The sequence below is a fragment of the Pseudoalteromonas sp. Isolate6 genome (genome assembly GCF_022398435.1).
Classification (GTDB): Bacteria; Pseudomonadota; Gammaproteobacteria; order Enterobacterales; family Alteromonadaceae; genus Pseudoalteromonas; species Pseudoalteromonas galatheae.
Genome location: NZ_JAKEVK010000064.1, coordinates 1 through 21380 on the forward strand (window position 1 = coordinate 1; position 21380 = coordinate 21380).

26 protein-coding genes and 1 pseudogene are annotated in these 21380 nt (G+C 42.5%); 11 read left to right on the forward strand and 16 right to left on the reverse strand.

The window, feature by feature from the left end; genetic code table 11:
- Positions 1-27: 27 nt before the first annotated feature.
- Positions 28-924 carry a LysR family transcriptional regulator gene (locus tag L1D50_RS11010; protein WP_138521251.1) on the reverse strand — a complete coding sequence of 299 codons (897 nt, stop codon included), beginning with the start codon at positions 922-924 and terminating at the stop codon, positions 28-30.
- A 103-nt stretch (positions 925-1027) separates the two neighbouring features.
- On the opposite strand from L1D50_RS11010, the gene L1D50_RS11015 reads away from it, so the two are divergent.
- The gene (locus L1D50_RS11015; protein ID WP_128726996.1) at positions 1028-1873 is read left to right on the forward strand and encodes an SDR family oxidoreductase; all 846 of its coding nucleotides are present in this window, start codon (positions 1028-1030) and stop codon (positions 1871-1873) included.
- A gap of 43 nt (positions 1874-1916) precedes the next feature.
- On the opposite strand, the gene L1D50_RS11020 is transcribed toward L1D50_RS11015, so the two are convergent.
- Together L1D50_RS11020 and L1D50_RS11025 are read right to left on the reverse strand one after the other, a co-directional pair.
- The gene (locus L1D50_RS11020) at positions 1917-2279 is read right to left on the reverse strand and encodes a hypothetical protein (protein WP_128726997.1); all 363 of its coding nucleotides are present in this window, start codon (positions 2277-2279) and stop codon (positions 1917-1919) included.
- Between the two features lie 198 nt (positions 2280-2477).
- Positions 2478-3044: a uracil-DNA glycosylase family protein gene (locus L1D50_RS11025; RefSeq protein WP_128726998.1), complete on the reverse strand. Its 567-nt coding sequence runs from the start codon at positions 3042-3044 to the stop codon at positions 2478-2480.
- A gap of 201 nt (positions 3045-3245) precedes the next feature.
- On the opposite strand from L1D50_RS11025, the gene L1D50_RS11030 reads away from it, so the two are divergent.
- From L1D50_RS11030 to L1D50_RS11040, 3 genes are read left to right on the forward strand one after another with little or no spacing between them, the layout of a single operon-like run.
- Positions 3246-3551, forward strand: a complete 306-nt coding sequence (locus L1D50_RS11030; protein ID WP_128726999.1) for a hypothetical protein — start codon at positions 3246-3248, stop codon at positions 3549-3551.
- Positions 3548-5131: a PepSY-associated TM helix domain-containing protein gene (locus L1D50_RS11035; RefSeq protein ID WP_128727000.1), complete on the forward strand. Its 1584-nt coding sequence runs from the start codon at positions 3548-3550 to the stop codon at positions 5129-5131. Before L1D50_RS11030 ends, L1D50_RS11035 begins: the two co-directional genes overlap by 4 nt.
- A complete protein-coding gene (locus tag L1D50_RS11040; RefSeq protein ID WP_128727001.1) occupies positions 5131-5463 on the forward strand; it encodes a DUF3325 domain-containing protein in 333 nt (110 codons plus the stop codon). The genes L1D50_RS11035 and L1D50_RS11040 overlap by 1 nt, the downstream gene beginning before the upstream one ends.
- Before the next feature lie 462 nt (positions 5464-5925).
- Here L1D50_RS11040 and L1D50_RS11045 read toward each other — a convergent pair whose 3' ends face one another.
- From L1D50_RS11045 to L1D50_RS11050, 3 genes are read right to left on the reverse strand one after another with little or no spacing between them, the layout of a single operon-like run.
- Positions 5926-6213, reverse strand: coding sequence for a hypothetical protein (locus tag L1D50_RS11045; RefSeq protein ID WP_239966046.1), 288 nt, complete (start codon positions 6211-6213; stop codon positions 5926-5928).
- Positions 6210-6344, reverse strand: coding sequence for a hypothetical protein (locus L1D50_RS23435; protein ID WP_275660182.1), 135 nt, complete (start codon positions 6342-6344; stop codon positions 6210-6212). The genes L1D50_RS11045 and L1D50_RS23435 overlap by 4 nt, the downstream gene beginning before the upstream one ends.
- Positions 6341-6988, reverse strand: coding sequence for an HAD-IA family hydrolase (locus L1D50_RS11050; RefSeq protein ID WP_128727003.1), 648 nt, complete (start codon positions 6986-6988; stop codon positions 6341-6343). Before L1D50_RS11050 ends, L1D50_RS23435 begins: the two co-directional genes overlap by 4 nt.
- A gap of 129 nt (positions 6989-7117) precedes the next feature.
- Between L1D50_RS11050 and L1D50_RS11055 the strand changes: the two genes are divergently transcribed.
- The gene (locus tag L1D50_RS11055) at positions 7118-7888 is read left to right on the forward strand and encodes a DeoR/GlpR family DNA-binding transcription regulator (protein ID WP_239966047.1); all 771 of its coding nucleotides are present in this window, start codon (positions 7118-7120) and stop codon (positions 7886-7888) included.
- A 64-nt stretch (positions 7889-7952) separates the two neighbouring features.
- Here L1D50_RS11055 and L1D50_RS11060 read toward each other — a convergent pair whose 3' ends face one another.
- The gene (locus tag L1D50_RS11060; RefSeq protein ID WP_128727005.1) at positions 7953-8444 is read right to left on the reverse strand and encodes a GNAT family N-acetyltransferase; all 492 of its coding nucleotides are present in this window, start codon (positions 8442-8444) and stop codon (positions 7953-7955) included.
- 167 nt (positions 8445-8611) lie between these two features.
- Here L1D50_RS11060 and L1D50_RS11065 point away from each other — a divergent pair.
- Positions 8612-9028 (forward strand): annotated as a pseudogene (locus L1D50_RS11065) (nuclear transport factor 2 family protein); the annotation flags it as partial.
- 39 nt (positions 9029-9067) lie between these two features.
- Positions 9068-9304, forward strand: coding sequence for a helix-hairpin-helix domain-containing protein (locus L1D50_RS11070; RefSeq protein ID WP_128727138.1), 237 nt, complete (start codon positions 9068-9070; stop codon positions 9302-9304).
- A 97-nt stretch (positions 9305-9401) separates the two neighbouring features.
- Here L1D50_RS11070 and L1D50_RS11075 read toward each other — a convergent pair whose 3' ends face one another.
- Both L1D50_RS11075 and L1D50_RS11080 read right to left on the reverse strand, forming a co-directional pair.
- Entirely contained in the window at positions 9402-9911 is a 510-nt protein-coding gene (locus tag L1D50_RS11075; RefSeq protein WP_239966048.1) for a hypothetical protein, read from the reverse strand.
- A 208-nt stretch (positions 9912-10119) separates the two neighbouring features.
- Positions 10120-10992, reverse strand: coding sequence for a LysR family transcriptional regulator (locus L1D50_RS11080; RefSeq protein WP_128727007.1), 873 nt, complete (start codon positions 10990-10992; stop codon positions 10120-10122).
- A 94-nt stretch (positions 10993-11086) separates the two neighbouring features.
- Between L1D50_RS11080 and L1D50_RS11085 the strand changes: the two genes are divergently transcribed.
- The gene (locus tag L1D50_RS11085; RefSeq protein ID WP_128727008.1) at positions 11087-12460 is read left to right on the forward strand and encodes an MATE family efflux transporter; all 1374 of its coding nucleotides are present in this window, start codon (positions 11087-11089) and stop codon (positions 12458-12460) included.
- Between the two features lie 34 nt (positions 12461-12494).
- Here the strand turns inward: L1D50_RS11085 and L1D50_RS11090 are convergent, their stop codons facing one another.
- Positions 12495-13028, reverse strand: a complete 534-nt coding sequence (locus tag L1D50_RS11090; protein WP_128727009.1) for a dihydrofolate reductase family protein — start codon at positions 13026-13028, stop codon at positions 12495-12497.
- 86 nt (positions 13029-13114) lie between these two features.
- Between L1D50_RS11090 and L1D50_RS11095 the strand changes: the two genes are divergently transcribed.
- Positions 13115-13672 carry a TetR/AcrR family transcriptional regulator gene (locus L1D50_RS11095; RefSeq protein WP_128727010.1) on the forward strand — a complete coding sequence of 186 codons (558 nt, stop codon included), beginning with the start codon at positions 13115-13117 and terminating at the stop codon, positions 13670-13672.
- Positions 13673-13731: 59 nt separating this feature from the next.
- Here the strand turns inward: L1D50_RS11095 and L1D50_RS11100 are convergent, their stop codons facing one another.
- Positions 13732-14526, reverse strand: a complete 795-nt coding sequence (locus tag L1D50_RS11100) for a helix-turn-helix domain-containing protein (RefSeq protein WP_239966049.1) — start codon at positions 14524-14526, stop codon at positions 13732-13734.
- Positions 14527-14670: 144 nt separating this feature from the next.
- On the opposite strand from L1D50_RS11100, the gene L1D50_RS11105 reads away from it, so the two are divergent.
- Positions 14671-15051, forward strand: coding sequence for a DUF3224 domain-containing protein (locus L1D50_RS11105; protein ID WP_138521263.1), 381 nt, complete (start codon positions 14671-14673; stop codon positions 15049-15051).
- A 19-nt stretch (positions 15052-15070) separates the two neighbouring features.
- On the opposite strand, the gene L1D50_RS11110 is transcribed toward L1D50_RS11105, so the two are convergent.
- The 3 genes from L1D50_RS11110 to L1D50_RS11120 form a co-directional block, all read right to left on the reverse strand.
- Positions 15071-15688 (reverse strand): HAD-IA family hydrolase, encoded by a 618-nt coding sequence (locus tag L1D50_RS11110; protein WP_239966050.1) that lies wholly within the window; start codon positions 15686-15688, stop codon positions 15071-15073.
- Positions 15689-15848: 160 nt separating this feature from the next.
- Positions 15849-18350 (reverse strand): FtsX-like permease family protein, encoded by a 2502-nt coding sequence (locus tag L1D50_RS11115; protein WP_239966051.1) that lies wholly within the window; start codon positions 18348-18350, stop codon positions 15849-15851.
- A complete protein-coding gene (locus L1D50_RS11120) occupies positions 18340-19053 on the reverse strand; it encodes an ABC transporter ATP-binding protein (protein ID WP_010376092.1) in 714 nt (237 codons plus the stop codon). The genes L1D50_RS11115 and L1D50_RS11120 overlap by 11 nt, the downstream gene beginning before the upstream one ends.
- Here L1D50_RS11120 and L1D50_RS11125 point away from each other — a divergent pair.
- Positions 19052-19672, forward strand: coding sequence for an arylesterase (locus L1D50_RS11125; RefSeq protein WP_239966052.1), 621 nt, complete (start codon positions 19052-19054; stop codon positions 19670-19672). The genes L1D50_RS11120 and L1D50_RS11125 overlap by 2 nt on opposite strands.
- 76 nt (positions 19673-19748) lie before the next feature.
- Here L1D50_RS11125 and L1D50_RS11130 read toward each other — a convergent pair whose 3' ends face one another.
- Together L1D50_RS11130 and L1D50_RS11135 are read right to left on the reverse strand one after the other, a co-directional pair.
- On the reverse strand, positions 19749-20489 hold the full coding sequence (locus L1D50_RS11130) for a reprolysin-like metallopeptidase (RefSeq protein WP_128727016.1): 741 nt from the start codon (positions 20487-20489) through the stop codon (positions 19749-19751).
- A 15-nt stretch (positions 20490-20504) separates the two neighbouring features.
- Positions 20505-21209, reverse strand: coding sequence for a hypothetical protein (locus L1D50_RS11135; RefSeq protein WP_138521271.1), 705 nt, complete (start codon positions 21207-21209; stop codon positions 20505-20507).
- Between the last annotated feature and the right edge of the window lie 171 nt (positions 21210-21380).

Here is a 21380-nt window from a genome sequence, read left to right on the forward strand (position 1 = left end):
GAATCATTCTATTAAAAAGAATTAAAGCTATCCAAACAGATTCGCTTCCAATAGGTAGTCAATCACCGCCCGTGTCCTAGGTGGAATTTGTTTACGCGATGGATAAATGAGAGAAAACACCAGCTGCTCGCTACTTAACTCTGGACAGATCATTTGTAACTCCCCACGCTCAACTTCTTGCTTCACAGTAGAAGGCAATAACTGCGCAACTCCTAATCCTGCTACTGTCATTTGTTGTAACAACATAGGAGAATTGCACCAATGCACTTGAGTTGGTGTAAAGTTTATGGCTTCACCACCACGATAAAATTGTGTCATCCCCGTTGATTTAGCCTGCTCTAACAGTAACCAAGGTAACTGATTTAGCTGTGTGTCTTTGCTTGGTAAACCATGCAATGCTATCAGTTTAGGACTTGCATAGAGCTTAAAACATTCTTGATGTAATTGCCTTGCAACCAATGCGCTGTCTTTAGGAAAGCCAACCCTGATAGCGAGATCTATTTGGTCATTAATAATATCGCGCTTGTTATCATCAACAATGATATTTAATTGGATCTTCGGATATCGCGCCGTGAGCTCAGGTAGTTTTGGTAACAGAAATTTATGTGCGGTGTCGTGTGTTATGGTTATTGAGACCATACCATGAGGCTCTTTGTTATCTAGTAATACCTCAACATCATCCAAAATAGCGTGTAATGAATGTGCTTGAGCCAAAATGTCACGCCCCTCTCGCGTTAGCGTGAGTTGCCTCGTGCTACGCTGCAGTAGTCTAACGCCTAGCATAGTCTCTAACTGAGACACTTGTTCACTCACTCTAGAACGGCTAGTTGCGAGCTTTCTAGCGGCTTGAGCAAAACTTCCCACATCCACAACCGTTGCAAATATTGCTAAGAGTTTTAATGCATTTAAGTCTATTGTACTCAATTTCAGAACTCACCATATCGAATTAACCCACTTATGATAACAAAAATTACCACCCATAATAGCCACATCCAATACATTCTCATTTTAAAAAGAGGTATACATCATGATCGCAATCACAGGCGCAACAGGTAAATTAGGTCAATTAGTTATCGAGTTTTTGGCACAGAAGATACCAGCCAAACATATTGTGGCTCTAGTCAGAGATCTCGATAAAGGAAAGGCACTCACCAATTTAGGGGTCACCGTAAGGCAAGCTGATTACGACAAACCGCACACACTTGACGCAGCACTTGCAGGTGTTGAAAAACTGCTGCTAATCTCCGGCAACCAGATCGGAAGCCGCACACCTCAACACAAAGCAGTTATTGACGCCGCTGTGAAAAACCAAGTGCGCTTAATTGCCTATACCAGTATTTTGAATGTGGACGATTCACCACTGGAGCTGGCTAAAGAGCACAAAGAAACAGAGGCTTATTTGAGGGCAAGCGGCGTGGCTTATAGCATGCTGAGAAATGGATGGTATAACGAGAACTACACTGATTTAGTGCCTGTATTTACAGCAAATAATGCCATTACCTCAATTGCGCCGCAAGCTCAAATCAACAGCGCCGCTCGTGCAGACTACGCACTGGCTGCTGCCACCGTATTAAGTAGCGCTGGCCATGATAATTCAGTCTATGAACTGGCTGGCGATAACGCTTTTACAATTGAAGGTTTGGCACAAGCTGTGTCAAAGCATACTCATGTTGAAGTAAAAGCAAAGTTTGTATCTGATGAAGAATATTTGGTCCACTTGGTTGATCTAGGCGTGCCAGCAACTTTTGCCGCATTACTGGTTGACGCAGAGGCACAAGCGCAAAAAGGATATTTGGCAACCCAGAGTAATGCGCTCAGCCAGTTGATTGGTCGCCCGACCACAAGTGTGGCCCAGTCGCTAGTTGCACATTAAGCGCATAGACCCAGTGTACAAGCTCCCGCTTGTGCACTGAATCCTACTCGGTCTCAGCTTTGCCCTCTAGCGTCGATACAAAAAGGTCTCGACTGACCAAAAAGCCACAAATGCTTACTACGACTAGAAAGATCCCGTACATAGAGCCAATATAAACCCAATCGCTTTGGCCAAACCAAAGACTTGCACGAGTCCCATCATTAACCAATAGAATGTTAATAAGAGACAATGTGATCACGCTGCGAAAATAAATCGGTTTATCCATGTGGCTCGCAAACGCTGCGATAATGAGGGAAAATAAGCACAGATAGAAGCCCATTACAGAAAACGCACCAGGTTGTATACTAGGGTAAAATGCGATGAGCGAGAGTAATACAGCAGCCCAACCGGTAGTTTTGTATATCATTATCAAGTCCTTTGAAAATGTTAATAAATGTTCGTTATGTAAACAGGATGGAGTATGAGGTAATACTCGTAATTACGCAACTAAATGATTATGAATATTGACTGATATGACCTTTATTCCTTAGTTTTAAACCTATATAACTATCTTTAACTTAAAACCTAAGTAAAAAGCATTAATTAAAAATTGATTTCATAACTATCAAGACGATAGTGCAACTGAAACTCTTGTCTTTAGCTGCGGTACACTGTCTTTTTCAAACCAATCGTGCTTTTTTAACCAGATTTGATTGCGAGGACTTGGGTGCGGTAATGGCAGATGACTTTGGCTGGAAAAGTCAGCATTTTTAACCACCTCAGTTACCGATGAATATTGCGTTAAGTAGCACTTTTGCGCATATTGCCCAATAAGTAGTGTCAGCGACACCTGAGTGAGCGTAGCTAGCACCTGGTGATGCCAAGTTGGCGCGCAAATTTTCGGCGGTGGTAAATCTCCAGACTTCCCTTTACCTGGGTAACAAAATGCCATTGGCATAATGGCAAATAGATCTGGGTTATAAAACTGCGCTCGACTTACACCAAGCCAGTCTCGCAATCTACCTCCACTAGGGTCATTGAACGGCTGGCAGGTTTGATGTGCTTTCAATCCCGGTGCTTGACCAATAATCAACACTTTAGCCTTGCAACTGCCTTGAATAATAGGTTTTGCCCCCATAGGAAGCGTTTTATCGCACAGCTTGCATTGCCTAACACGTTCAAAAACTTCCATCTTCCCTTATTTATTTTACCCAACATCACCAAGGATCATTATGACATAACCATATTCAAAACCCCATTTAACTAGCAAAACTTAAAGTACTTAGTCGTTAAAACAACTCCACTCGACTTAAAACAAGTGCGAATCACTATCATTTAGATGCAAATTATTGGATAATATTCTATTACGTTTGCTGTCTTTTAAAGGGGTGCTATGCCTAGTCGGGATAACACAAATAATAAGGCTATTTTATATAAAGCTGAAGTACTAGCACGCTTTTTCATCGCTATTTTCGGCGGCTATTATGTGACCGTTTTAGCTTCATCTTTATTGGCTTTAACTTTACCAACTACGCGCCTAGATGCGCTTTTATATGCATTAACAACCGGCATCGTCTTTTACGCCATTGTCTTTATTTGGGTGTTTGGATGCCGCTCTTTTAAAAAGGTATTTCTTGGCATGATCGGACTACTTTGTATTCTCTACGGCACTTTGACGCATTTTGGAGGCTCCCTGTGAGAGAGTCATTTTTTCGTAGTATGACTTGGTTACACACTTGGGTGGGTTTACTCGTTTGTTGGTTGCTGTTTTTAATCTTTTTTGCCGGTACTGCGAGCTTTTTCAGACATGAGATCAGTCTATGGGCGCAACCAGCAACGCACCATTTACCTCATTATGATAGTGCCCAACAAAATGAAACGGTCAAAAAGAGTATCGAACGGTTTCAAGAGATAGCGCCAAACGCCGAGTCTTGGCGTATTGAGATGCCAACAGAGCGTCGCCCGAGCTTGCTATTGATGTACTCCGAAAAGCCAGCCGAAGGAGAAAGGCGCGGAAAACGTCACTCTGAGTATCTTGACCCTGTAACGCTGGAGGCGCTTCCTGAGTTTAGGGAGACCAAAGGCGGTAACTTTTTCTACCGACTGCATTTTGATTTGCATTACATGAGCGCAATCACCGCGCGTTGGATTGTTTGTTTTGCAACTCTGTTTATGCTAATTGCGCTTATTTCTGGCGTGGTGATCCATAAGCGCATCTTCAAAGACCTATTCCAATTTAGAAACGGGAAAGGGTTGAGAAGCTGGCTTGACGCTCACAACGTTTCTTCAGTAGTGGCATTACCGTTTCATATTATGATCACTTACACCGGCTTAGTAACGCTTATTTTTATGTTACTGCCACAACCTGCAGAACAGCGCTTTGAAGATACAAAAACGCTCAGAGCCGAGCGCTACCCCTTTCTTGCTGAGATCCCTGAAACAGGACAGCCACTAACGGATCTAGCATTAAACAAAGCATTAGATCATTATTTTACTAACTCTGGCGACGCACCACTTCGCCGCATTGTGATCTCATCACCAGGAGACTCAGGTGCAACGATAAAGCTTTATGCCAATGCTCAACGCGCCGTGCAGGACGATCCACCAAGTTGGATGTATAGCGCAGCATCAGGTGAGTTGTTAAAAACACACAATGTGACACTGTCTGGCGCTGAAAATCTCTACGGCGGAATGATAGCACTGCATACAGGGCGCTTAGCAGAGCCGCTTTTGCGTTGGCTGTACTTTATCGCGGGATTGGCAGGCTGTGCCATGATTGCAACGGGTGCTGTTATGTGGGCAAAAAGACTGCGCCAAAAGCTCAAAGGTGGTGACAAGCCGGGTGTAGGCCTTAGGCTTGTGGAGTCGCTCAATTTAGGCACCATTATGGGACTACCAGCCGCAACGGCAATGTTCTTTTATGCAAACCGTTTGCTTCCAATGGAGTTATCGAGCCGTGCAGACAAAGAAGTTCTGGCGTTCTTTGTTACCTGGGGAGTATTCACTCTGGCCGCGCTCTTTAAGTCGAATAGGCTCGCGTGGCTGCTATCTGCGAAAGTGAATGCAATCGTGTGGGGCTTACTGCCTGTCGTAAATATGCTGACCACAGAGGGCAACCTTGTAAGCTATTTCATTAATGGTCAGTGGGTATTATTTGGTTTTGATGCAATAGCTATTGGTATCGCTATCGGTTTCTTAGTTCAAGCTAAAAAGCTCGGCAGTACCAAAGCAGCGCCAACGACACCACGTCGCCAAGCAAAGCGCGAGGTAACTGCCTAATGGAATGGCTAACGTTTTTACTTTGTCTACTTGCGTTTATGGGTTTTGCAGTAGCAAAACCCAATCACTATAAAGAAGTATTTGGCACACGCCCAAAAGGTAACGTAACAAGCCAATTAACCATTGCCAGCTGGCTTTGCCTTTGCGGAAGTTTAGCATTGGCCCTTACAACTCAGGGAACCTACGGTAGCTTAGAGTTTATTGGTTATACGACCTTAGCTGTGCTACTCCTTGTCGTTATCTTTGCAACTAAACCGAGTTATTTCAGATCACTATTTTACCTAGTCATCATAGGTATGCTGGTTAGTACGCTGTACTGGATCATATTTTAACTAAGGCGCCATCTTTGGCGCCTTTTTAGATCATTATTTTACTAACACTTTTCCATTAAGCTATTGAAACCACACCACTTAGCATAAAATATCAGCAACAATTGCGCTATACACCGCAAATTTACCAACTCAATTACGATATTGTTAGTAAAATAGTGATCTACCCAACTAAATTCTCCTCATTAGTTAGTAAAAATATGATCTATTAATCTATTTTTAGAATTAGCTTGGTAAAATTCTGATCCAAGAGGCTAAAGGAGTTGGGCCCGTTAGTTAAATATTGATCCAACCCCTCAACAACAACAATCTAAGCCACCATCGTCGACTTAAAGCAAAAATCACACTCGATCTTTACTATCCCTATGTAGAGTAAATTCTTTTATTTTTGCCATCTATTTGAAAATAAGAAGACCACCGATAAGATTAACTACGCTCCATTGTTGGAACAGCTTTACCAATAATTCAACGCAAAATTGCAGTTAGTAAAATTAAGATCTGCAAGAATAAGCAAAGTACATTGGTAACAATAATTGCCAGCCGCTGAAATCTCAGCCCGTATATCAGCCAAAAACTAAATACCAGAACATACCCGATTAAAAACGTATAGGACAAGTTGGTTGGGCCTTGGCGCTCAAGTTCACTGAATAGCTGACCTAATAATGCGATAAACCCGATACCGCCGAAGAGCACACCGGCGAAATCCCAGTAGGTATCTTTCGTTTGATAAAAGCCTGTCAGCCATGTTTTCATTTGCTTACTTCCTCTGATAAGTAGAATAGCTGACCTAATAATGCGATAAACCCGATACCGCCGAAGAGCACACCGGCGAAATCCCAGTAGGTATCTTTCGTTTGATAAAAGCCTGTCAGCCATGTTTTCATTTGCTTACTTCCTCTGATAAGTAGATATCCTGATAGTGATTGATACGGGCAACAATATGGTCATGTTGAATGGTACAAAAACGGTTAACTACGACTACTTCACAGCCTGCGTTAAGTGCGGATCTTACCCCTTGATCTGAGTCTTCAAATGCAAGACATTTAGAGGTTGCCACTCCCAGTCGTTTGGCCGCCAATAAAAATGGCTCAGGGTGAGGCTTACCTTGCCCAACATCATCTGCGGTAATTAATATTTCAGGAATAGATAAACCTGCTGTGGTGAGTCGTGCAATTGCATTATGACGATTTGCAGAAGTTGCAACGGCCCACTTGCGTTGCTGTGCTTTTATTTCGCTTAAAAACGATTTAGCGCCGGGAATGGCTGTTACGGTATGGGCAAGATCGGCTTCTGCTTGTTCCAACAGCTCGACTTCATGCTGACAATCTAAATGCGGAGTAAATTGTTCTATAAAGTCTTTGAAACGCGCACCTCTGCCCGTAGTTAATACCATTTCTAAATCGACATGATGTTTCTCACACCAAGGCGCGACGGCCTGTCGTACTGCAACTTCAGAATCAACAAGTGTGCCATCCATATCGAATATCAACCCCTGATAGTGGTTCAGGTTGAGTGAATTTAGTGCCATTTTTACTCCTTATGATAATATTTCATGCATAAACGAGCGTTTGTTGATATTAAACAGGCTTCACCATGCATTTTCATGCAAATAATACGCTTGTATCTCGATCTTTTTCAAGTAAAATTACGCAAAAACATGCAGGAACATGCAATGCTATTGGCAGAACGTCATCAATTCATTCTCGATCAGCTTAATTTACAAGGGCGGATCACCTCAGTGTCCTTGGCGCAAACGCTTGATGTGAGCGAAGACACAATCCGTCGGGATTTAAACAAACTGGCTGAACTTAAGCTCCTGCGGCGCGTTCATGGTGGCGCTTTAGCGCTGCAGGATAATACTCCTGACTATATTGAGCGTTTAGATAAGCCCGATACCAGTAAAATTCGTTATATTGAACCTGCCTTAGCGATGCTCGTGCCTGGACAAACGATAGTGATTGATTCTGGCGAGACGTGCCGTTATTTGGCTCAGCACTTACCTAAAAATATGCCGTTGACTGTGGTTACGGGTTGTCCACTAATCGCCAAAGAGCTGGCCTACCATTCATTAGTGGATGTGATTGTGTTAGGCGGTCCTATGTTTAAACCTGCAATGCGGGTGGTAGGCATGACGGCGATCGAAATGGTGAAACGGATCCGTTTTGATATTGTTTTTATGGGGATTTGCTCGTTCCATATTCACCACGGTTTTAGTGCAAGCTATATCGAAGAAGCGGAGATCCTCTCTGCGACTATTCGTCAAAGCGATCACACTGTGATTATGGGACCGAGCCATAAACTAGATAAAGTCGCTACTTATCAGATTGTTACCGCTAACGAAATTAACACAATTATTACCGATGAAGAAATCAATCCAAGCTTAAAAAAGCAGATTGAGTCGCTAGAGATAGCGCTTACTTTGGTCTAGGTTAATACGGAGCTACTGGGTTGCTTGAGTAGCCTACTTACGGTTGAACTAAGCAACCGCCCCTTTAAGGCTTTAATAAGGCAAAAATGTGATTGTTGTAGAAACGCTCATTTTTAAATATAGCGCGTTTTAACACCGCTTCTTGCTCAAAACCTGACTTCTCTAGTAGCTTCATTGATGCATGATTGTCGTCAAATACGGCGGCAAAGATCCGTTCAATACTGGTCTCGTTAAATACCTCTGACGTAATGTGTAAAATGGCTTTATGAGTAATTCCTTTACGCCAATGACTTTTTGCGAGCCAATAGCCTATTTCACCAGAGCGCTGATATTCAAACTCGCCAGGATTAACACCTATACAGCCGATAAGCTGCTGACCATCGCATATCGCTCGAATATGGCCGTGTTTACTTCCCTCATTTATCCACCATATTGCATCTTGCTCGGTGTAAGGTTGCGGAATTTTTGTTGATAAATACCGAACAACATCAGGATCGTTCAAAATCGCGACTATATTGGCGACATCATTGGCTCGGAATGGTCTTAGCTTGAACATTGAACTCCCTTCAAATCGATTTTAGCTTATATTCATCAATAAGTTACCACTCCTTATTGTGGTATACAAACCTTGTAATTGAGATTGCTTATATTGTTTTTATTTCGTTTGCCCTAATAAAGAGAGTGAGATCACAAATTAATTGCAAGGATTAGGAAGAAAACACTATGGATAAAAATACCTTAATTGAGTCAGTAACCGAGTACTTTAAAAAGGTTGATGCTGGAGACTCTAGCTATTTAGACCTATTTCATGATGAAGTAACGTTCTTTTTTCCAAAGTTTGGTGACGCCGTAGGTAAACAAGCATTACTTGAATTTGGTGATAAAATAGGCAGCTCACTAAACAGTATTTGGCACGATATTGCACATTTTAATTTCATCGTGTCGGGAAAAACAGTAGTTGTTGAAGGACAAGAAGGTGGAGTAATGCGTGATGGTACACACTGGCCTGATAATCAAATTTCGTCTGGCCGTTTTTGTAGTGTGTTCGAATTCTCTGATAACTTGATCACAAGAATGTACATTTATGTTGACCCAGACTTCTCAAGTCAAGATAGTGATAGAATTTCAATATTATCGCGCAATGTTGAATGTTTGGATAAAGAAAAGAATAGCTGTTCTATGGTTTTCTCTGACAGTGAAAAAAACACCTTACTTGCCCTCAAGGGAATCGGCCCTACGGTGATAAAGCGTTTTGAAGAAATCGGTATTTGTAGTTTAAGCGAACTTGCGACCTATGAAGTTGAAGAAATTGCTGAGCGGGTCGCTTCTATGTTGCGAACAACTTGTTGGAAAAACAGCCCACAGGCCAAAGCTGCGATTCAAATCGCCATCACAAAGGCACGTGAAATGAACTAGCGTGTAAAGCCCCTTTACAACAGGGGTTTACACAGTGAAATTTACCTACTTTAAAGCAAGCCAATAAGTATCTTGTATAGGTTTATTTAATGGTTTGCTAAGCAACAGCCTCCACAAAGTTGAGATCAAAACGTCCGTCTGGATCTTCTACTTTGATAAGCTCGTTAAATGGTCTATTTTTTAGCGCCTTATTTTCAGCGAAGAGGTCTGACAATAGTGGTTTAACTTCGTTTCCGCATAGCGCTTCGGCGAGTGCTCCATGAGAAAGCTTGAATAACAGATCCATGTTCTCATCTTCATCTTCAGCGAGCTCTAGTTCCTCCCAACTCTCAAAAATATCTCTTAACTTAGCGACTTCTGGGCAGTCCTCTTCAAAGTCAGATAAAATAATAAATTCATCTGAGGCAACGTTTTTATGCTGTTCAAAATGACTTTCCGGCAGGCTGTAGATATTCCAATTTACATCGTAATGCCAAAACTCAACAGATAATAACATATGCGAGTAGGCGCTTTGATTTACATAAAACTGTAGTTCGTTGATGCGCTTTTTAAGAAGTGTAATTAAAACATTTTCATAGGCTTCAATAAGCGTATTTTTATCAAACATAATGTATCCTAACTGCGGTCTTAAATGCTAAGACCACGCTCTCCTAAATATGATGTGCTGGCTATATGCCACTCTACTACGTATACGTGAACCTATGCTACCGCACTAAAAGCGATTTATCCAAAACACGCTAATTTAACCATCTGTTTACTAAAAACGCCAGCTTAACGACAGCAAATATAGTCTAAGTCTAACGCAAGCATGAAGATCAGAATAAGTTTGCTATTTCGTTATAGAGCCACTGGACGATAGGTCCTTTACTTTGGTCTCTACGTTGTACTATACCCATTTCGACAATTAGAGGGTTAGGAATATGCTCAGTTGACAGCTCAACGAGTTCGCCCATATACCACGGCGTGTTGACAACATGCTCAGGTACCAACGCCCAACCAACCCCTCTAATCACTAAACCCATGATGTAATAGTAACTATCGATATGCCAGTGACTTGTAGATATGGCTTGTGACTGAGTATTTCCAATACGATCACGTATTACAAGCTGTCGATGCAGATTTAACTCCTCAATACTCGGGGCTGGGTGTTGTGCAAGCGGATGATGAGGGGAGCAGACCAAGACTTGTTTAAAACTGCTAATTGAGGTGAAATCCAGCGATTCTGGTAATGGTTTCTGGTGAAATAAAATGCCTATCTCAGCCCTTTCTGCACTCACCCATTGCGCAATATCGTCTTGGGAGCCGTTGATAATAGCTAATTTTAATAGCGGAAATTGCTGAGCTAGTCGTTCAAACAAAGACTCAAATGCGATGATGGGTACAGCTTCATCCATAGCAACGGTGAGAGACACCTCTTCACCATAATTAAGTGAATTGGCTCTTGATTGCAGTCGCTGACATTGCATAAGCACCGCTTCGGCTTCTTTAAACAGATCGAGACCAGCTTGATTTAACACCGGTAGTCTGGCTGAGCGGTCAAAAAGTGCAAAACCTAGATCAGCTTCCAGATTGGCAATTGAGGTGCTGACACGAGATTGCGCTTTTCCCAAATGCCTTGCCGCAGCTGAAAATGACCCCAGCCTTACTGCGGTGACAAAGGCTTCAAGTTGATCGAGTGTCCAATGCATAATGATTAACCTATCCGAATTTCGGATGGATACTAACTTTGACCAATCTCAATTTCAAGGATAATAACCACTTTTCACGCTTAAGGATTTCATCATGTTGTTAGATTCAACGAGCAAAACACAAACTGAGGACGCTAACGTTACCCGCACTTTTTGGCGCTACACCATCCCTGCCGTTGTCGCAATGATGGTCAATGGATTGTACCAAATCGTCGATGGTATTTTTATTGGTCACTACCTTGGTGCTCAGGGGTTGGCCGCTGTAAACCTTGCTTGGCCCATTATAGGGATCATTATCGGTTTTGGTGTTCTAGTGGGGATGGGATCTGGTAGTTTGCTATCGATTTATCGTGGTGCTGACGACAATACAAATACGCAGCAATTGATAAGCACAAGCTTTTGGCTTATCGCCATGTTGACTGTGTTTGTAATAACTATCCTTGTATTATTCGGACCGACATTACTAGAGATACAAGGTGCTTCAGGTGAACTTTTACACTCCAGTTTAGACTACTTACAGATATTGAACTGGGGGGCCGGGGTCACAATCGCAGCAGGTGCATTACCATTGCTACTAAGAAACAATGGTAAACCGGAAATTGCAACGGCTTTGCTGATTGTAGGGGCGCTCTGCAACATAGTACTCGATTATTTTATGATTGTAGAATTACGTTGGCAACTACTCGGCGCTGCACTTGCTACGCTAATTTCACAAGGGATAGTTGCACTTGGCGCGCTTTACTTTTTACTCAACTCCTGTGGAGAAAATAAGCCGAGAGGGGCACTTAACCTCTCTCTAATCTTCGAAATATTTAAGCAAGGCGCTGCAGGGTTGGTAATGTTCTTGTATTTTGGCTTTATCATTGCGTTACATAACAAGCAGTTGCTGATATTTGCCAGTGAAGTTGAGGTGGCGGCTTTCGCTGTGGTTGGTTACCTTGGCGTTATTTACTATTTTATTGCAGAAGGTGTGGCCAGTGGTGTCCAGCCGCCCATCAGTTATTATTTTGGAGCTGGCCTTTACCAGCGCATTCGCACTATGTTTAAGCTAGCGCTCAAAGTGAGCTTGGGTTTTGGTGTGGTGATGGTAACGGTGTTTTATCTATTTCCGACGTATGTACTTGGGCTCTTTAGTGAGGATTTAGCTTTGCTCAACGCGGCCGAGCGTGGTTTGCAGCTACATCTATCCACGTTATTCTTGGATGGCTTTATATTTCTTACCTCAATGTACTTTGTTGCGGTTGGCAAAGGCGGTAAAGCCTTGGCTATTTCGCTTGGAAACATGTTGGTGCAATTGCCGTTTTTATACGTATTACCTTTTTGGTTTGGTGTTGATGGGGTGTGGCTTGCGGTACCTATTTCAAACATCACGTTAACTGTTATTATCATCCCTCTGCTTTGGCGTGATTTATATCAGTTAAAGCATGCAGATATGGAAGCTACGTCAGGTGATAAGCAGTGCGCTTAATACTGAGGCGCTTATTTTAAGCGCCTTCTTGGCGTTATCTTTGCCGTACGTAGTAATTTTTTACCACGCAATCTAAATATCTCACAGCATTCACATGTTTAAATTTAAGCGGCTCATTTAGTGTTCCGAATAAAGGTGTTCCACCACCTAAAATAGTTGGAATAGTTGTGATTATTAGCTCATCAATGAGATCTTGTTGTAGAAAGCTTTGTATGGTTTTTCCGCCATCAATGTAAAGGGTTTTAAAGCCCTGCTGAGCAAGTTGTTCGACGATATCTGTCAGTTCACCTTGCACAAGCGATACCTTATCCGCAAAGACTTTTGGTACCTCTTTAAGTGTATTACTCAATACAAAAACAGGTTTGTTGTATGGCCATTCGCAATCAAACCCTTGGATTGTCTCAAAGGTATTTCGCCCCATGATGATGGCATCTACACGGGCCATAAAATCGGCGAACCCCAAGTCTAAACCTTCAGGGTTAGGTAATTCGTGTAGCCAGTCTAAGCGGTTATTTTTATCCGTGATAAAGCCGTCGAGGCTTGCCCCAATATAGACGATATTTGCCATTTTATACTCCGGTTGAACCCTATACCATTTCAAGATAAAATAAATTCTACACTGTAGAATTTATTTTATCTTAGCGAGAGTAAACAATGAGTGTCAAGGATAAAAAGCGTGGCCGACCGCTAGCGGAAGATGAAGCACTAAGTCAGGAGCGGATCATACAAACAGCCAAATTGCAGATGAAGGAAAGTAGAAAAGTGCCTAGTATTCGAGCGTTGGCGAGCTGCCTAAATGTCGATGCAATGGCTATTTATCACTACTTTAAAAACAAACAGGCTCTGCTCGAGGCTTTGACTTGCTCTTTAGTCGATGAAATCTATGAACCTAGCTGCGCTGAAAAGTGGCAAACAGAACTACAACAGCTCAGTGCAAGTTATTTACAGCTACTCGACGACTATCCAGGATTGCTAACTGTGCTACTGTCAATGGACTCTGTAGGTCCAGCTCAAGTATTTCAAACTCGATTTGAGGAGATCACTCAATCGCTTGATTTACAAGGAAAGGCACAACAAGATGCGATTAACTTACTGGTTGATTATCTACATGGTTTTGCACTTGCTATGGAGTGTAACCCAGATAGAGAAGCGTTGGATGCCTCGATGACAAGCGGTGCAATTGCACTAATTTGTAAAGCGATTGAAGCTTAATTGTCATTGCGTTGTGGTGTTGTAAAGGGGCATTACAACACACATAGGCACACTACCTGTTAGGGAAGCTTGAGATAACGATTGGGAGTGGTGCCGATTATTTCTTTAAAATCTCTTATAAGATGGGACTGATCGGTATAGTCCAACTGAGCCACAATGTCTGCCATTGTGCTCGTATCGGATTCAAGCATTGCAAGCGCTTGGTGCAGGCGATACTTCCGAATTAGCCATTTGGGACTAAAGCCGATGTAATGTTGGCAGAGCCTTTGTATTTTTCGTATTGGCATGTCGCATTGTTCGGCCAGTTGCTCAACCGTAAAAATATCGCTGCGATCTTGTAAGGTGTTGAGAATATCTTCAGCCATAGCTGCACCTATGCTTAAGGGGGGTGTCAATGGCATTAAAAACTGTGATAGTACTTTTACCCGCTCTGCATCATCATTCGCCATCGTTAATGGAGCAATAAGTGAGCTCGACGGTACATCGCAGAGAGACTCCAAAGAAAAGGTTTTGTCTATACATGTCAAAGGGGTGATATCAAATTGCTCCACTAGGGCACCGACCCTAAATTTAACCCCCAAGATCTGTCCTTTTCCGCGCATTGTGTAATCGTATACTTTGCTTACAGGGCCAATAATTTTTATTTCATCGGTACTTTGCAGCAAATGAAAGTTGGGATCTGGTAAGTTTCTTTGTGTATGAGTTTTATTATCCGGCAAACACCAGTCGACAAACCAAAACTGCTCTATAAGACCTACTAACTCTGTAGATGGGAAATACCGTCTGAGCTGGTAATTTGGAGCGCTTTGTTGTTGATGGAGTATACCGTTAATTTGGCTATGGTTAGATTTCATCGCTGCCTTGTTATGGATAGAGCTCTTCGTGTGTTGTCGCGTTTTTACAATACCAATTTTAAATGGCGTGCTAGATTTAAAACAAGCTGCATAAAACTGCAGAGCAAGGTCAAACTTTTCCACTATAAAATTAAGGGATAAACGATGCAACTAACTGGTGTGTATGAAATTATCAATTGGCAAGAAACCACAGAAAAACAATTTGATGATGGCGCTAAACTCTCAAAAGCCGTGGTGAGCCTCAGTTATGAAGGCGAGATTGAAGGCAGTAGCGAAGTTTATTATCTACTTCATTACACCGAAGCAGGAGATGTTGAATTTAATGGCTTTGAGGCTGTAACAGGTTGTTTTTCTGGACAACAAGGTAAAATTGTATTGATGCACAGCGGCCGTTTTAAGCACGGGAAAGCACAGAGCAATTTTACCGTGGTACAAAGCGACGTTGACAATATCGCTGTGGGTGACAAAGGATCATTTGAGTCAACTGAAGGCAAAAAAGCAAACTACCAAATAACACATAACTGATAGCTTCAATGTTATTGCGCTAGGCTAAGTAGCGGTGTCTTCTCATGTCTAGCGTGTACAGCGCATCAACTAACTCAGCAAAGTGACTAATGACGACATCTGCTTGCTCTGCGTAGTGAGGTTTGTCATTGGGGGCAAACAAGCATGACGGCATATTGGCGTTATGTGCCGCCTCTATATCGTAGAGGTAATCGCCAACATAAACACATTGATAAGGTGGCACTTGCCAGGTCTGAGCAACTTGCAGCAGTGCGGCAGGGTCTGGTTTGGCTGGCGCGTCATCCCTCGTTAAAATCAATGGGATTGGCAACCCCGCTGTTTTAAGCTTCAATCGCGCCGCTTTTGCAAAGTTTCGGGTCACAACGGCTAGTGGAATTCCCATTCTCGAAAGTTGTGCAATACACTCCTTAACTCCAGGAATAACATCACAGTGCTGTGCATCACACAACTCATGCTGGTGGACGATGTTCATAGCTTCTTCACGCATGTAAGGTGAAGGTAATGCACTGATAAAGCTGAGTAAGTCTTCTCCCACCGGACAGCCTATTTGTGCCCGAATAAGTGAAAAATCGAGTTCAGATGTCACTAGGGTGCCATCTAGGTCAAAAATGATGCCTTTAACCGGTATCCTATCCATTTTTAATATCCTTTGGTTTCGCATATGTACTGCGTAGCCCTACTTAAAGGTAGGTACGTAATTGAAGTTTGTAAAGATCAAGGCGATGGAGTTTTGCTTTTGCGAGATAAGTGGCTCACCGATGAAAACAGTGAGCCACTTTTTAAGCCTGACAAGTGCTTTATGCGAGTTTGCGTAGTAGCCCTTGCGTGTTTTGTTTCATGGTGTTCGACACCATAAAGTAACCAATCACGGCAACGAACGCTGCGCCTGTGGCTGGCCCTAACAGCCAAATATAAGGGTGAAAGCGACCATCCACATCAAACGTTTGAACTTGGATCACAAAAAGTGCAATATCACTGACCACAGCAGCCACCAGCCCTGCCAATCCGCCAAGTAATAAAAACTCATAAAGCGTGGCGAGCTTTATTAAACGACCTTTAGCACCGAGCGTACGTAAAATAACGATTTCCTGCATACGTTCGGCAAGGCTTGCCTGAACCTGAGAAATTAGTACCAAAGAGCCACTGATAAGTACAATACTCAGTACAAAGCTAATCGCCAATGAGACTTGAGAAATCATCGACTGTGCCTGTTTAAGCTGGCTCTGAATATCTATCATGCTAATTGTTGGATACGCTTTCAAGAATTGACTAATCACCTTAGTGTCGGTTGTTTCAAGCTTCGCGGCAGTAAAGTAAGTCACTGGGAATTGGCCGGCGATTTTATCATTAAATATCATCACAAAATTAGGCTTCAGCGACCCCCAGTTGACACTACGTAAACTCGTCACTTTAGCTTCAAGTGTTTGACTATTGATTAGGAAGCTAAGCGTATCACCCACTTTTATTCCTACTCGCTCTGCAAGCCCCTGAGCAACGGAAACTTGAAGCGCATCAGAGTCATCAAACCACTTGCCATCGACTACTTCATTGCCCGCTGGCAATTCATCTAACCAAGTAAGATTGAGCTCACGCCCTACCCCATCACGAGCATCTTCGTCTTTTTCTTCACCTTCTTGCAGTGAGACTCGGCGTGCAAACTCTTCACCATTTAACGCGTTGACACGACCCAAAAATACGGGATAAAAATGTTCATGTTTGATGCCACTTTCATCGAGTTTGCTTTGCATTGGCTGAATTTCTTGTTCCGTGATGTTGATAAAAAACGCATTGGGCGCGTCTTCTGGCACTTGCATCTGCCAATCTGAGATCATGTCATTTTTTAGCACCACTAAAAACAACATTAATTTGATAGCAAGGGCAAAGCTAATGAGCTGTACCGCATTTGCATTAGCACGCTTTTGTAGCGTAGCAATGGCAAGAGACCAACTTGAGCCTGGGCTCAACCCCAGTTTCCTACCCGCTGAAAATAAGAGTCGTGAGATCACGTACAACACGACCATCAGTAGCAAGGTTGCGCCGAATAAAATCGCGGTGATCTTAATGTCACGACTAAATAACCACATCAATCCAAAGATAGTTAAAACTGAGAGTGCCATATGAATTCGACTAATCGCGATGGTATCTCCAAGGTTGCGTCTTAGGACGCGTAGCGGCGGGATATCAAACAAATCTAATAGTGGTTTCAGTGAAAACATCATAGCGCACACCACACCCACGGCAATGCTCAGCAGCCAAGGCCTAAACCCTGCTTCTGGCAAAGCTGTATCCATAAAGTTAATTAGGTAAGAGGCACCAACATTTTGCAGTCCATAACCAATGACGAGACCAACCACAACAGAGAAAAAGGTCACTAAAGAGAGATGTAAAAGATAAATTCGGCGAATAGTTTTGCGGCTACCGCCGAGCGTTTTCATCATGGCGACGGGGTCATATTGACGTTCACAATAGCGCTTTGCAGATACCGCCATCGCCACAGCAGCAAGCATGATCCCAAAAAGCCCAGCAAGGAGCAAAAAGCTCTCTGAGCGAGCTAAGTTTTCACCTAAAGGTGATTGTCTGTCTTTTATTCCCTGCCAAGATTGATTGCTTTTGAGTTGCGGCTTGAGCCAAGTGTAATACTCTCCCAATTGTTGCTCTGAGCCCGAAAATAGTAGGCGATAAAATACCCGACTACCGGGTTGAATGGCTTTAGTCACCGGAATATCATCATAATTGATGAGAACGCGTTTGTTACCCGCCAGCGAAAAGAAAGGCGCATCAGGCTCGTTAATGAGCACCTTACTCACGGTAAATTGCCCTGCCCCTATTTCTACTTCATCACCAATTTTTAGGCCTAGTGAGTAAAAGAGGCCTTCGCTAAGCCATACATTGCCCTTCTTTGGGGCAGCTTGTATTTGGTAATTCTCGCCCTCTAAGCTGTCTCTTAAAGTAAGCTTGCCTCTAAGCGGGTATGTCTCTGTTACGGCTTTTAATGAGCCAAGTATTAACTCATCGTTGGCAAATAACATAGAGTCAAAGTAAACTTGCTTGGCGGTATTTAAGCCAAATTCTCGTGCTGTGGTTAATACTCTGTCGTCAAAATCATGGTTGCTTGAAAGCCGCCTATCAGCAGCGATAAAATCAGCGGACTTTTGTTCTATGTTCAACCGGATCCGCTCAGTAATGGAAGACAAGCTAAACACAGTCAATACTGCAAGCGCAATTGCAGCTAAAATGATGGTTAGCTCGCCTCGTCTAAACTCCCTAGAGAATAAAGTAAGTGCTAACTTAAACCACATTGACTGCTGCTCCTTGTTTTATTACTTCTAGTTTCCCAGCTTCAATATGAATAATGCGGTCACACTGTTGGGCGAGTTGCTCATCATGAGTAACGAGCACTAAAGTGGTGCCATTCTCTTTGTTTAGGTCAAACAGTAAACGTTCGATAAGATGGCCGTTTTTACTGTCTAAATTGGCCGATGGTTCATCGGCGAATAAGATTTTGGGTTTGCCAACAAAAGCTCGGGCTATGGCCACTCGTTGCTGTTCGCCACCCGAAAGTTGTGAAGGATAGTGCGTTAGACGATGAGACAAGCCAACCTTTTCTAATAACTCTGTAGCTTGATTTTTTGCACCTTTGTCCCCAGCTAATTCAGCAGGAAGCATCACATTTTCAAGTGCCGTTAAGCTTTGCACTAGCATAAATGACTGAAATACAAAGCCGACTTTTTCTGCTCGCAGCTGAGCTCGAGCTTCTTCGTCCATTTTTTGTAATGATTCGCCATCTAAATGAACTTCTCCTTTGGATGCGATATCTAAGCCGGCAAGTAAACTAAGTAAGGTTGACTTACCAGAGCCAGAAGCGCCAACGATAGCCACGGACTCTCCTGACTTGACAGTGAAATCGATATCACTAAGGATAGTGAGATTACCTTCAACGGTAGAGACCTGTTTAGTAAGGCCTTTTACTTGGATCATATTTAACTGAGAAAGCACTGACATGAAGTACTATTTCCTAAAGTTGTTGTTCATACTTGTTATTGTAATGACGCCGTTAAGCGCAAATGCCAAGCAAAAACTCATGATAGTTGGTGATAGCTTAAGCGCCGCTTATGGCCTGAAACAAGATGATGGTTGGGTTAAATTGTTACAAAATAAATACGAAACAGAACAAAACCCGATCGAAATTATCAATGTTAGCGTGAGCGGTCAAACAACTGGTAATGCTGTAGCAAAAATAAGTCAGCAATTGAAAACGATTTCGCCTACTCATGTATTAATCGAATTGGGTGGTAATGATGGCTTGCGCGGCTTTCCTATAAAAAGGTTGAAGGCAAATCTCACACAACTAGTGCAATCTAGCCAACAAGTAGGTGCTAACGTTGCCGTAATGGAAATACAAATTCCTCCGAACTTAGGTCCTCGTTATACCAGTATGTTTACCGAAAGCTACCAACAAGTAACTGAGCAAACCAATAGCTATCTTATGCCTTACTTTATGCTAGAAGTGGCGGACAAACCGGAATTAATGCAAAGCGATAACCTACACCCAAATAAAGAAGCACAACCCCTTATTCGTGACTTTATGTACGAAGAAATCAATAAATGGCTAGCAAAATAAGTATATATCGCACAAAAAAACCCGCTAAGATCGCGGGTTTTGGTGTGTTTTAGTTTGAAACTTGAACGTATAGCAACTACTTGAAGTTTGCGATGCTTGTTTTAGTCGCATCCACCGTTTTCCAAGCATATGATTGGCCAACTACACCATAAGGCACGCCGCCGAGAGACCAGTTTGGGTTAGAAAAATAGTCATACTGTGTTGCGCTACCAAATACATGTGGATAAGCCATGATACTTGCGAAATTGTCTTGAACACCGTGGCCCATACCATCAACGTAAACACCACCGCTGGTATCACCTTGCTTACGAGAGTGTGTAAGGCCTTGGTTGTGACCAAGTTCATGAACAAATGTTGTTGCACCACAATCGATACCTGTAATGCTGAACATGCGGTTGTTCATACTTGAATATAAATTACCATTGCTACCTTGACCTACCCAAGCTAGACCACATGTAATGTAGTTACCATTGCGCTCACCTGTACCAAGTACAGCAACCATATCTGCACGCCAAGTGTTGCGTAGGTTAGCTACATAATTACTGTTAGTAATGCTGTTTAACCATGCACTGGTTGGAGTAATATTATGATTACCTAGATTTTCGGTACCAGCAAGACGTAGCTGCAAGTCGATACCATTTTGGCTGTAAACTTGATTTGTAAATGCAATCAGCTGATTGATTTTAGTATTAATGTTTGATGTAGCTGCTGCTGATTGATCAGTATAAAGAATACCGATATCAATGGTGACTGCTGATGCACTTGCAGATAGTGCGAGCGCTGTTGCCAGCGACGCTGCCTTTACTGTTGTATTCATTGTTTTTCCTTTCTTTTAATTAACGTTACTTTTGGGTTGAAAAATATCTTCCTTCACAGAAACTGAGTGATGTTCTGTTTCATCATGGCTATCATGTGGATGCAGTTCTTCTTCTTTATGGGAGCGGTAAAGGTCTCGCTTTGCCGCAATCCAACCATATTGGTCTTTTGATTCAAATACATAGTTGCCACTTGGTGCCGTGAGCTGGCCATATACGGCGTCTTTGCCCACAGTTAAAACGGTAGTATGGAAGCGACCATCAGCACCAGTTACTTTACCGAATACGCTTTTGTCGCCGTTTCCCGCCAGAGATATACCAGTCACCTCTGCTACAAATGACTCTTGTGTTTGCGGAATAAGCAATTCAAAGTTGTCGCCACCTTCTAATTTTCTGAGTGTCGGTAAATCAAATTCAATATAAGCTTCATTGTTTAGGTCCTGTGGTAAAACCTTTGCGGCTGAAAGCACTGCTTTTGCTTGCGTCGATACTTTATTCACAGCGTAAAAGTCGTTGCTTTTTTGTATTGGCGGTGCCGCTGCGATGACAGCTTGCTTAGGAGCAAGCTCGAGGGTATCAAGCGTAGGCCTTGTCTTAAGCTCATCTTCCGAGTTGTTTGAAACTTGAATTATATTTGCATATGGGAACTGAGCTTCTGGCATCATTTTCCAAAAAGCTACTCCAATAAAACCAACAAGTAATGCAACAATGAACCATCGCATAATTCACCACGAATACGTTAATAAGTGGTGAAATACTATTCATGATGAGGGTTTATGATCAACTTTTAATTTACTAAAAGTTTTCATTTTGATTTGCTAAAGTTAAATATCTTCATGATATACATATATAAATTACATTAACAAATCTTTACAATGTAGTGTGATTAAGTG

Excerpts from the sequence above, each read along its gene's own strand:
- L1D50_RS11015 (WP_128726996.1), top strand. The coding sequence starts at position 1,028 with ATGATCGCAATCACAGGCGCAACAGGTAAATTAGGTCAATTAGTTATC.
- L1D50_RS11020 (WP_128726997.1), bottom strand. The coding sequence starts at position 2,279 with ATGATATACAAAACTACCGGTTGGGCTGCTGTATTACTCTCGCTCATC.
- L1D50_RS11025 (WP_128726998.1), bottom strand. The coding sequence starts at position 3,044 with ATGGAAGTTTTTGAACGTGTTAGGCAATGCAAGCTGTGCGATAAAACG.
- L1D50_RS11030 (WP_128726999.1), top strand. The coding sequence starts at position 3,246 with ATGCCTAGTCGGGATAACACAAATAATAAGGCTATTTTATATAAAGCT.
- L1D50_RS11040 (WP_128727001.1), top strand. The coding sequence starts at position 5,131 with ATGGAATGGCTAACGTTTTTACTTTGTCTACTTGCGTTTATGGGTTTT.
- L1D50_RS11045 (WP_239966046.1), bottom strand. The coding sequence starts at position 6,213 with ATGAAAACATGGCTGACAGGCTTTTATCAAACGAAAGATACCTACTGG.
- L1D50_RS23435 (WP_275660182.1), bottom strand. The coding sequence starts at position 6,344 with ATGAAAACATGGCTGACAGGCTTTTATCAAACGAAAGATACCTACTGG.
- L1D50_RS11050 (WP_128727003.1), bottom strand. The coding sequence starts at position 6,988 with ATGGCACTAAATTCACTCAACCTGAACCACTATCAGGGGTTGATATTC.
- L1D50_RS11055 (WP_239966047.1), top strand. The coding sequence starts at position 7,118 with ATGCAGGAACATGCAATGCTATTGGCAGAACGTCATCAATTCATTCTC.
- L1D50_RS11060 (WP_128727005.1), bottom strand. The coding sequence starts at position 8,444 with ATGTTCAAGCTAAGACCATTCCGAGCCAATGATGTCGCCAATATAGTC.
- L1D50_RS11070 (WP_128727138.1), top strand. The coding sequence starts at position 9,068 with ATGGTTTTCTCTGACAGTGAAAAAAACACCTTACTTGCCCTCAAGGGA.
- L1D50_RS11075 (WP_239966048.1), bottom strand. The coding sequence starts at position 9,911 with ATGTTTGATAAAAATACGCTTATTGAAGCCTATGAAAATGTTTTAATT.
- L1D50_RS11080 (WP_128727007.1), bottom strand. The coding sequence starts at position 10,992 with ATGCATTGGACACTCGATCAACTTGAAGCCTTTGTCACCGCAGTAAGG.
- L1D50_RS11085 (WP_128727008.1), top strand. The coding sequence starts at position 11,087 with ATGTTGTTAGATTCAACGAGCAAAACACAAACTGAGGACGCTAACGTT.
- L1D50_RS11090 (WP_128727009.1), bottom strand. The coding sequence starts at position 13,028 with ATGGCAAATATCGTCTATATTGGGGCAAGCCTCGACGGCTTTATCACG.
- L1D50_RS11095 (WP_128727010.1), top strand. The coding sequence starts at position 13,115 with ATGAGTGTCAAGGATAAAAAGCGTGGCCGACCGCTAGCGGAAGATGAA.
- L1D50_RS11100 (WP_239966049.1), bottom strand. The coding sequence starts at position 14,526 with ATGAAATCTAACCATAGCCAAATTAACGGTATACTCCATCAACAACAA.
- L1D50_RS11105 (WP_138521263.1), top strand. The coding sequence starts at position 14,671 with ATGCAACTAACTGGTGTGTATGAAATTATCAATTGGCAAGAAACCACA.
- L1D50_RS11110 (WP_239966050.1), bottom strand. The coding sequence starts at position 15,688 with ATGGATAGGATACCGGTTAAAGGCATCATTTTTGACCTAGATGGCACC.
- L1D50_RS11115 (WP_239966051.1), bottom strand. The coding sequence starts at position 18,350 with ATGTGGTTTAAGTTAGCACTTACTTTATTCTCTAGGGAGTTTAGACGA.
- L1D50_RS11125 (WP_239966052.1), top strand. The coding sequence starts at position 19,052 with ATGAAGTACTATTTCCTAAAGTTGTTGTTCATACTTGTTATTGTAATG.
- L1D50_RS11120 (WP_010376092.1), bottom strand. The coding sequence starts at position 19,053 with ATGTCAGTGCTTTCTCAGTTAAATATGATCCAAGTAAAAGGCCTTACT.
- L1D50_RS11130 (WP_128727016.1), bottom strand. The coding sequence starts at position 20,489 with ATGAATACAACAGTAAAGGCAGCGTCGCTGGCAACAGCGCTCGCACTA.
- L1D50_RS11135 (WP_138521271.1), bottom strand. The coding sequence starts at position 21,209 with ATGCGATGGTTCATTGTTGCATTACTTGTTGGTTTTATTGGAGTAGCT.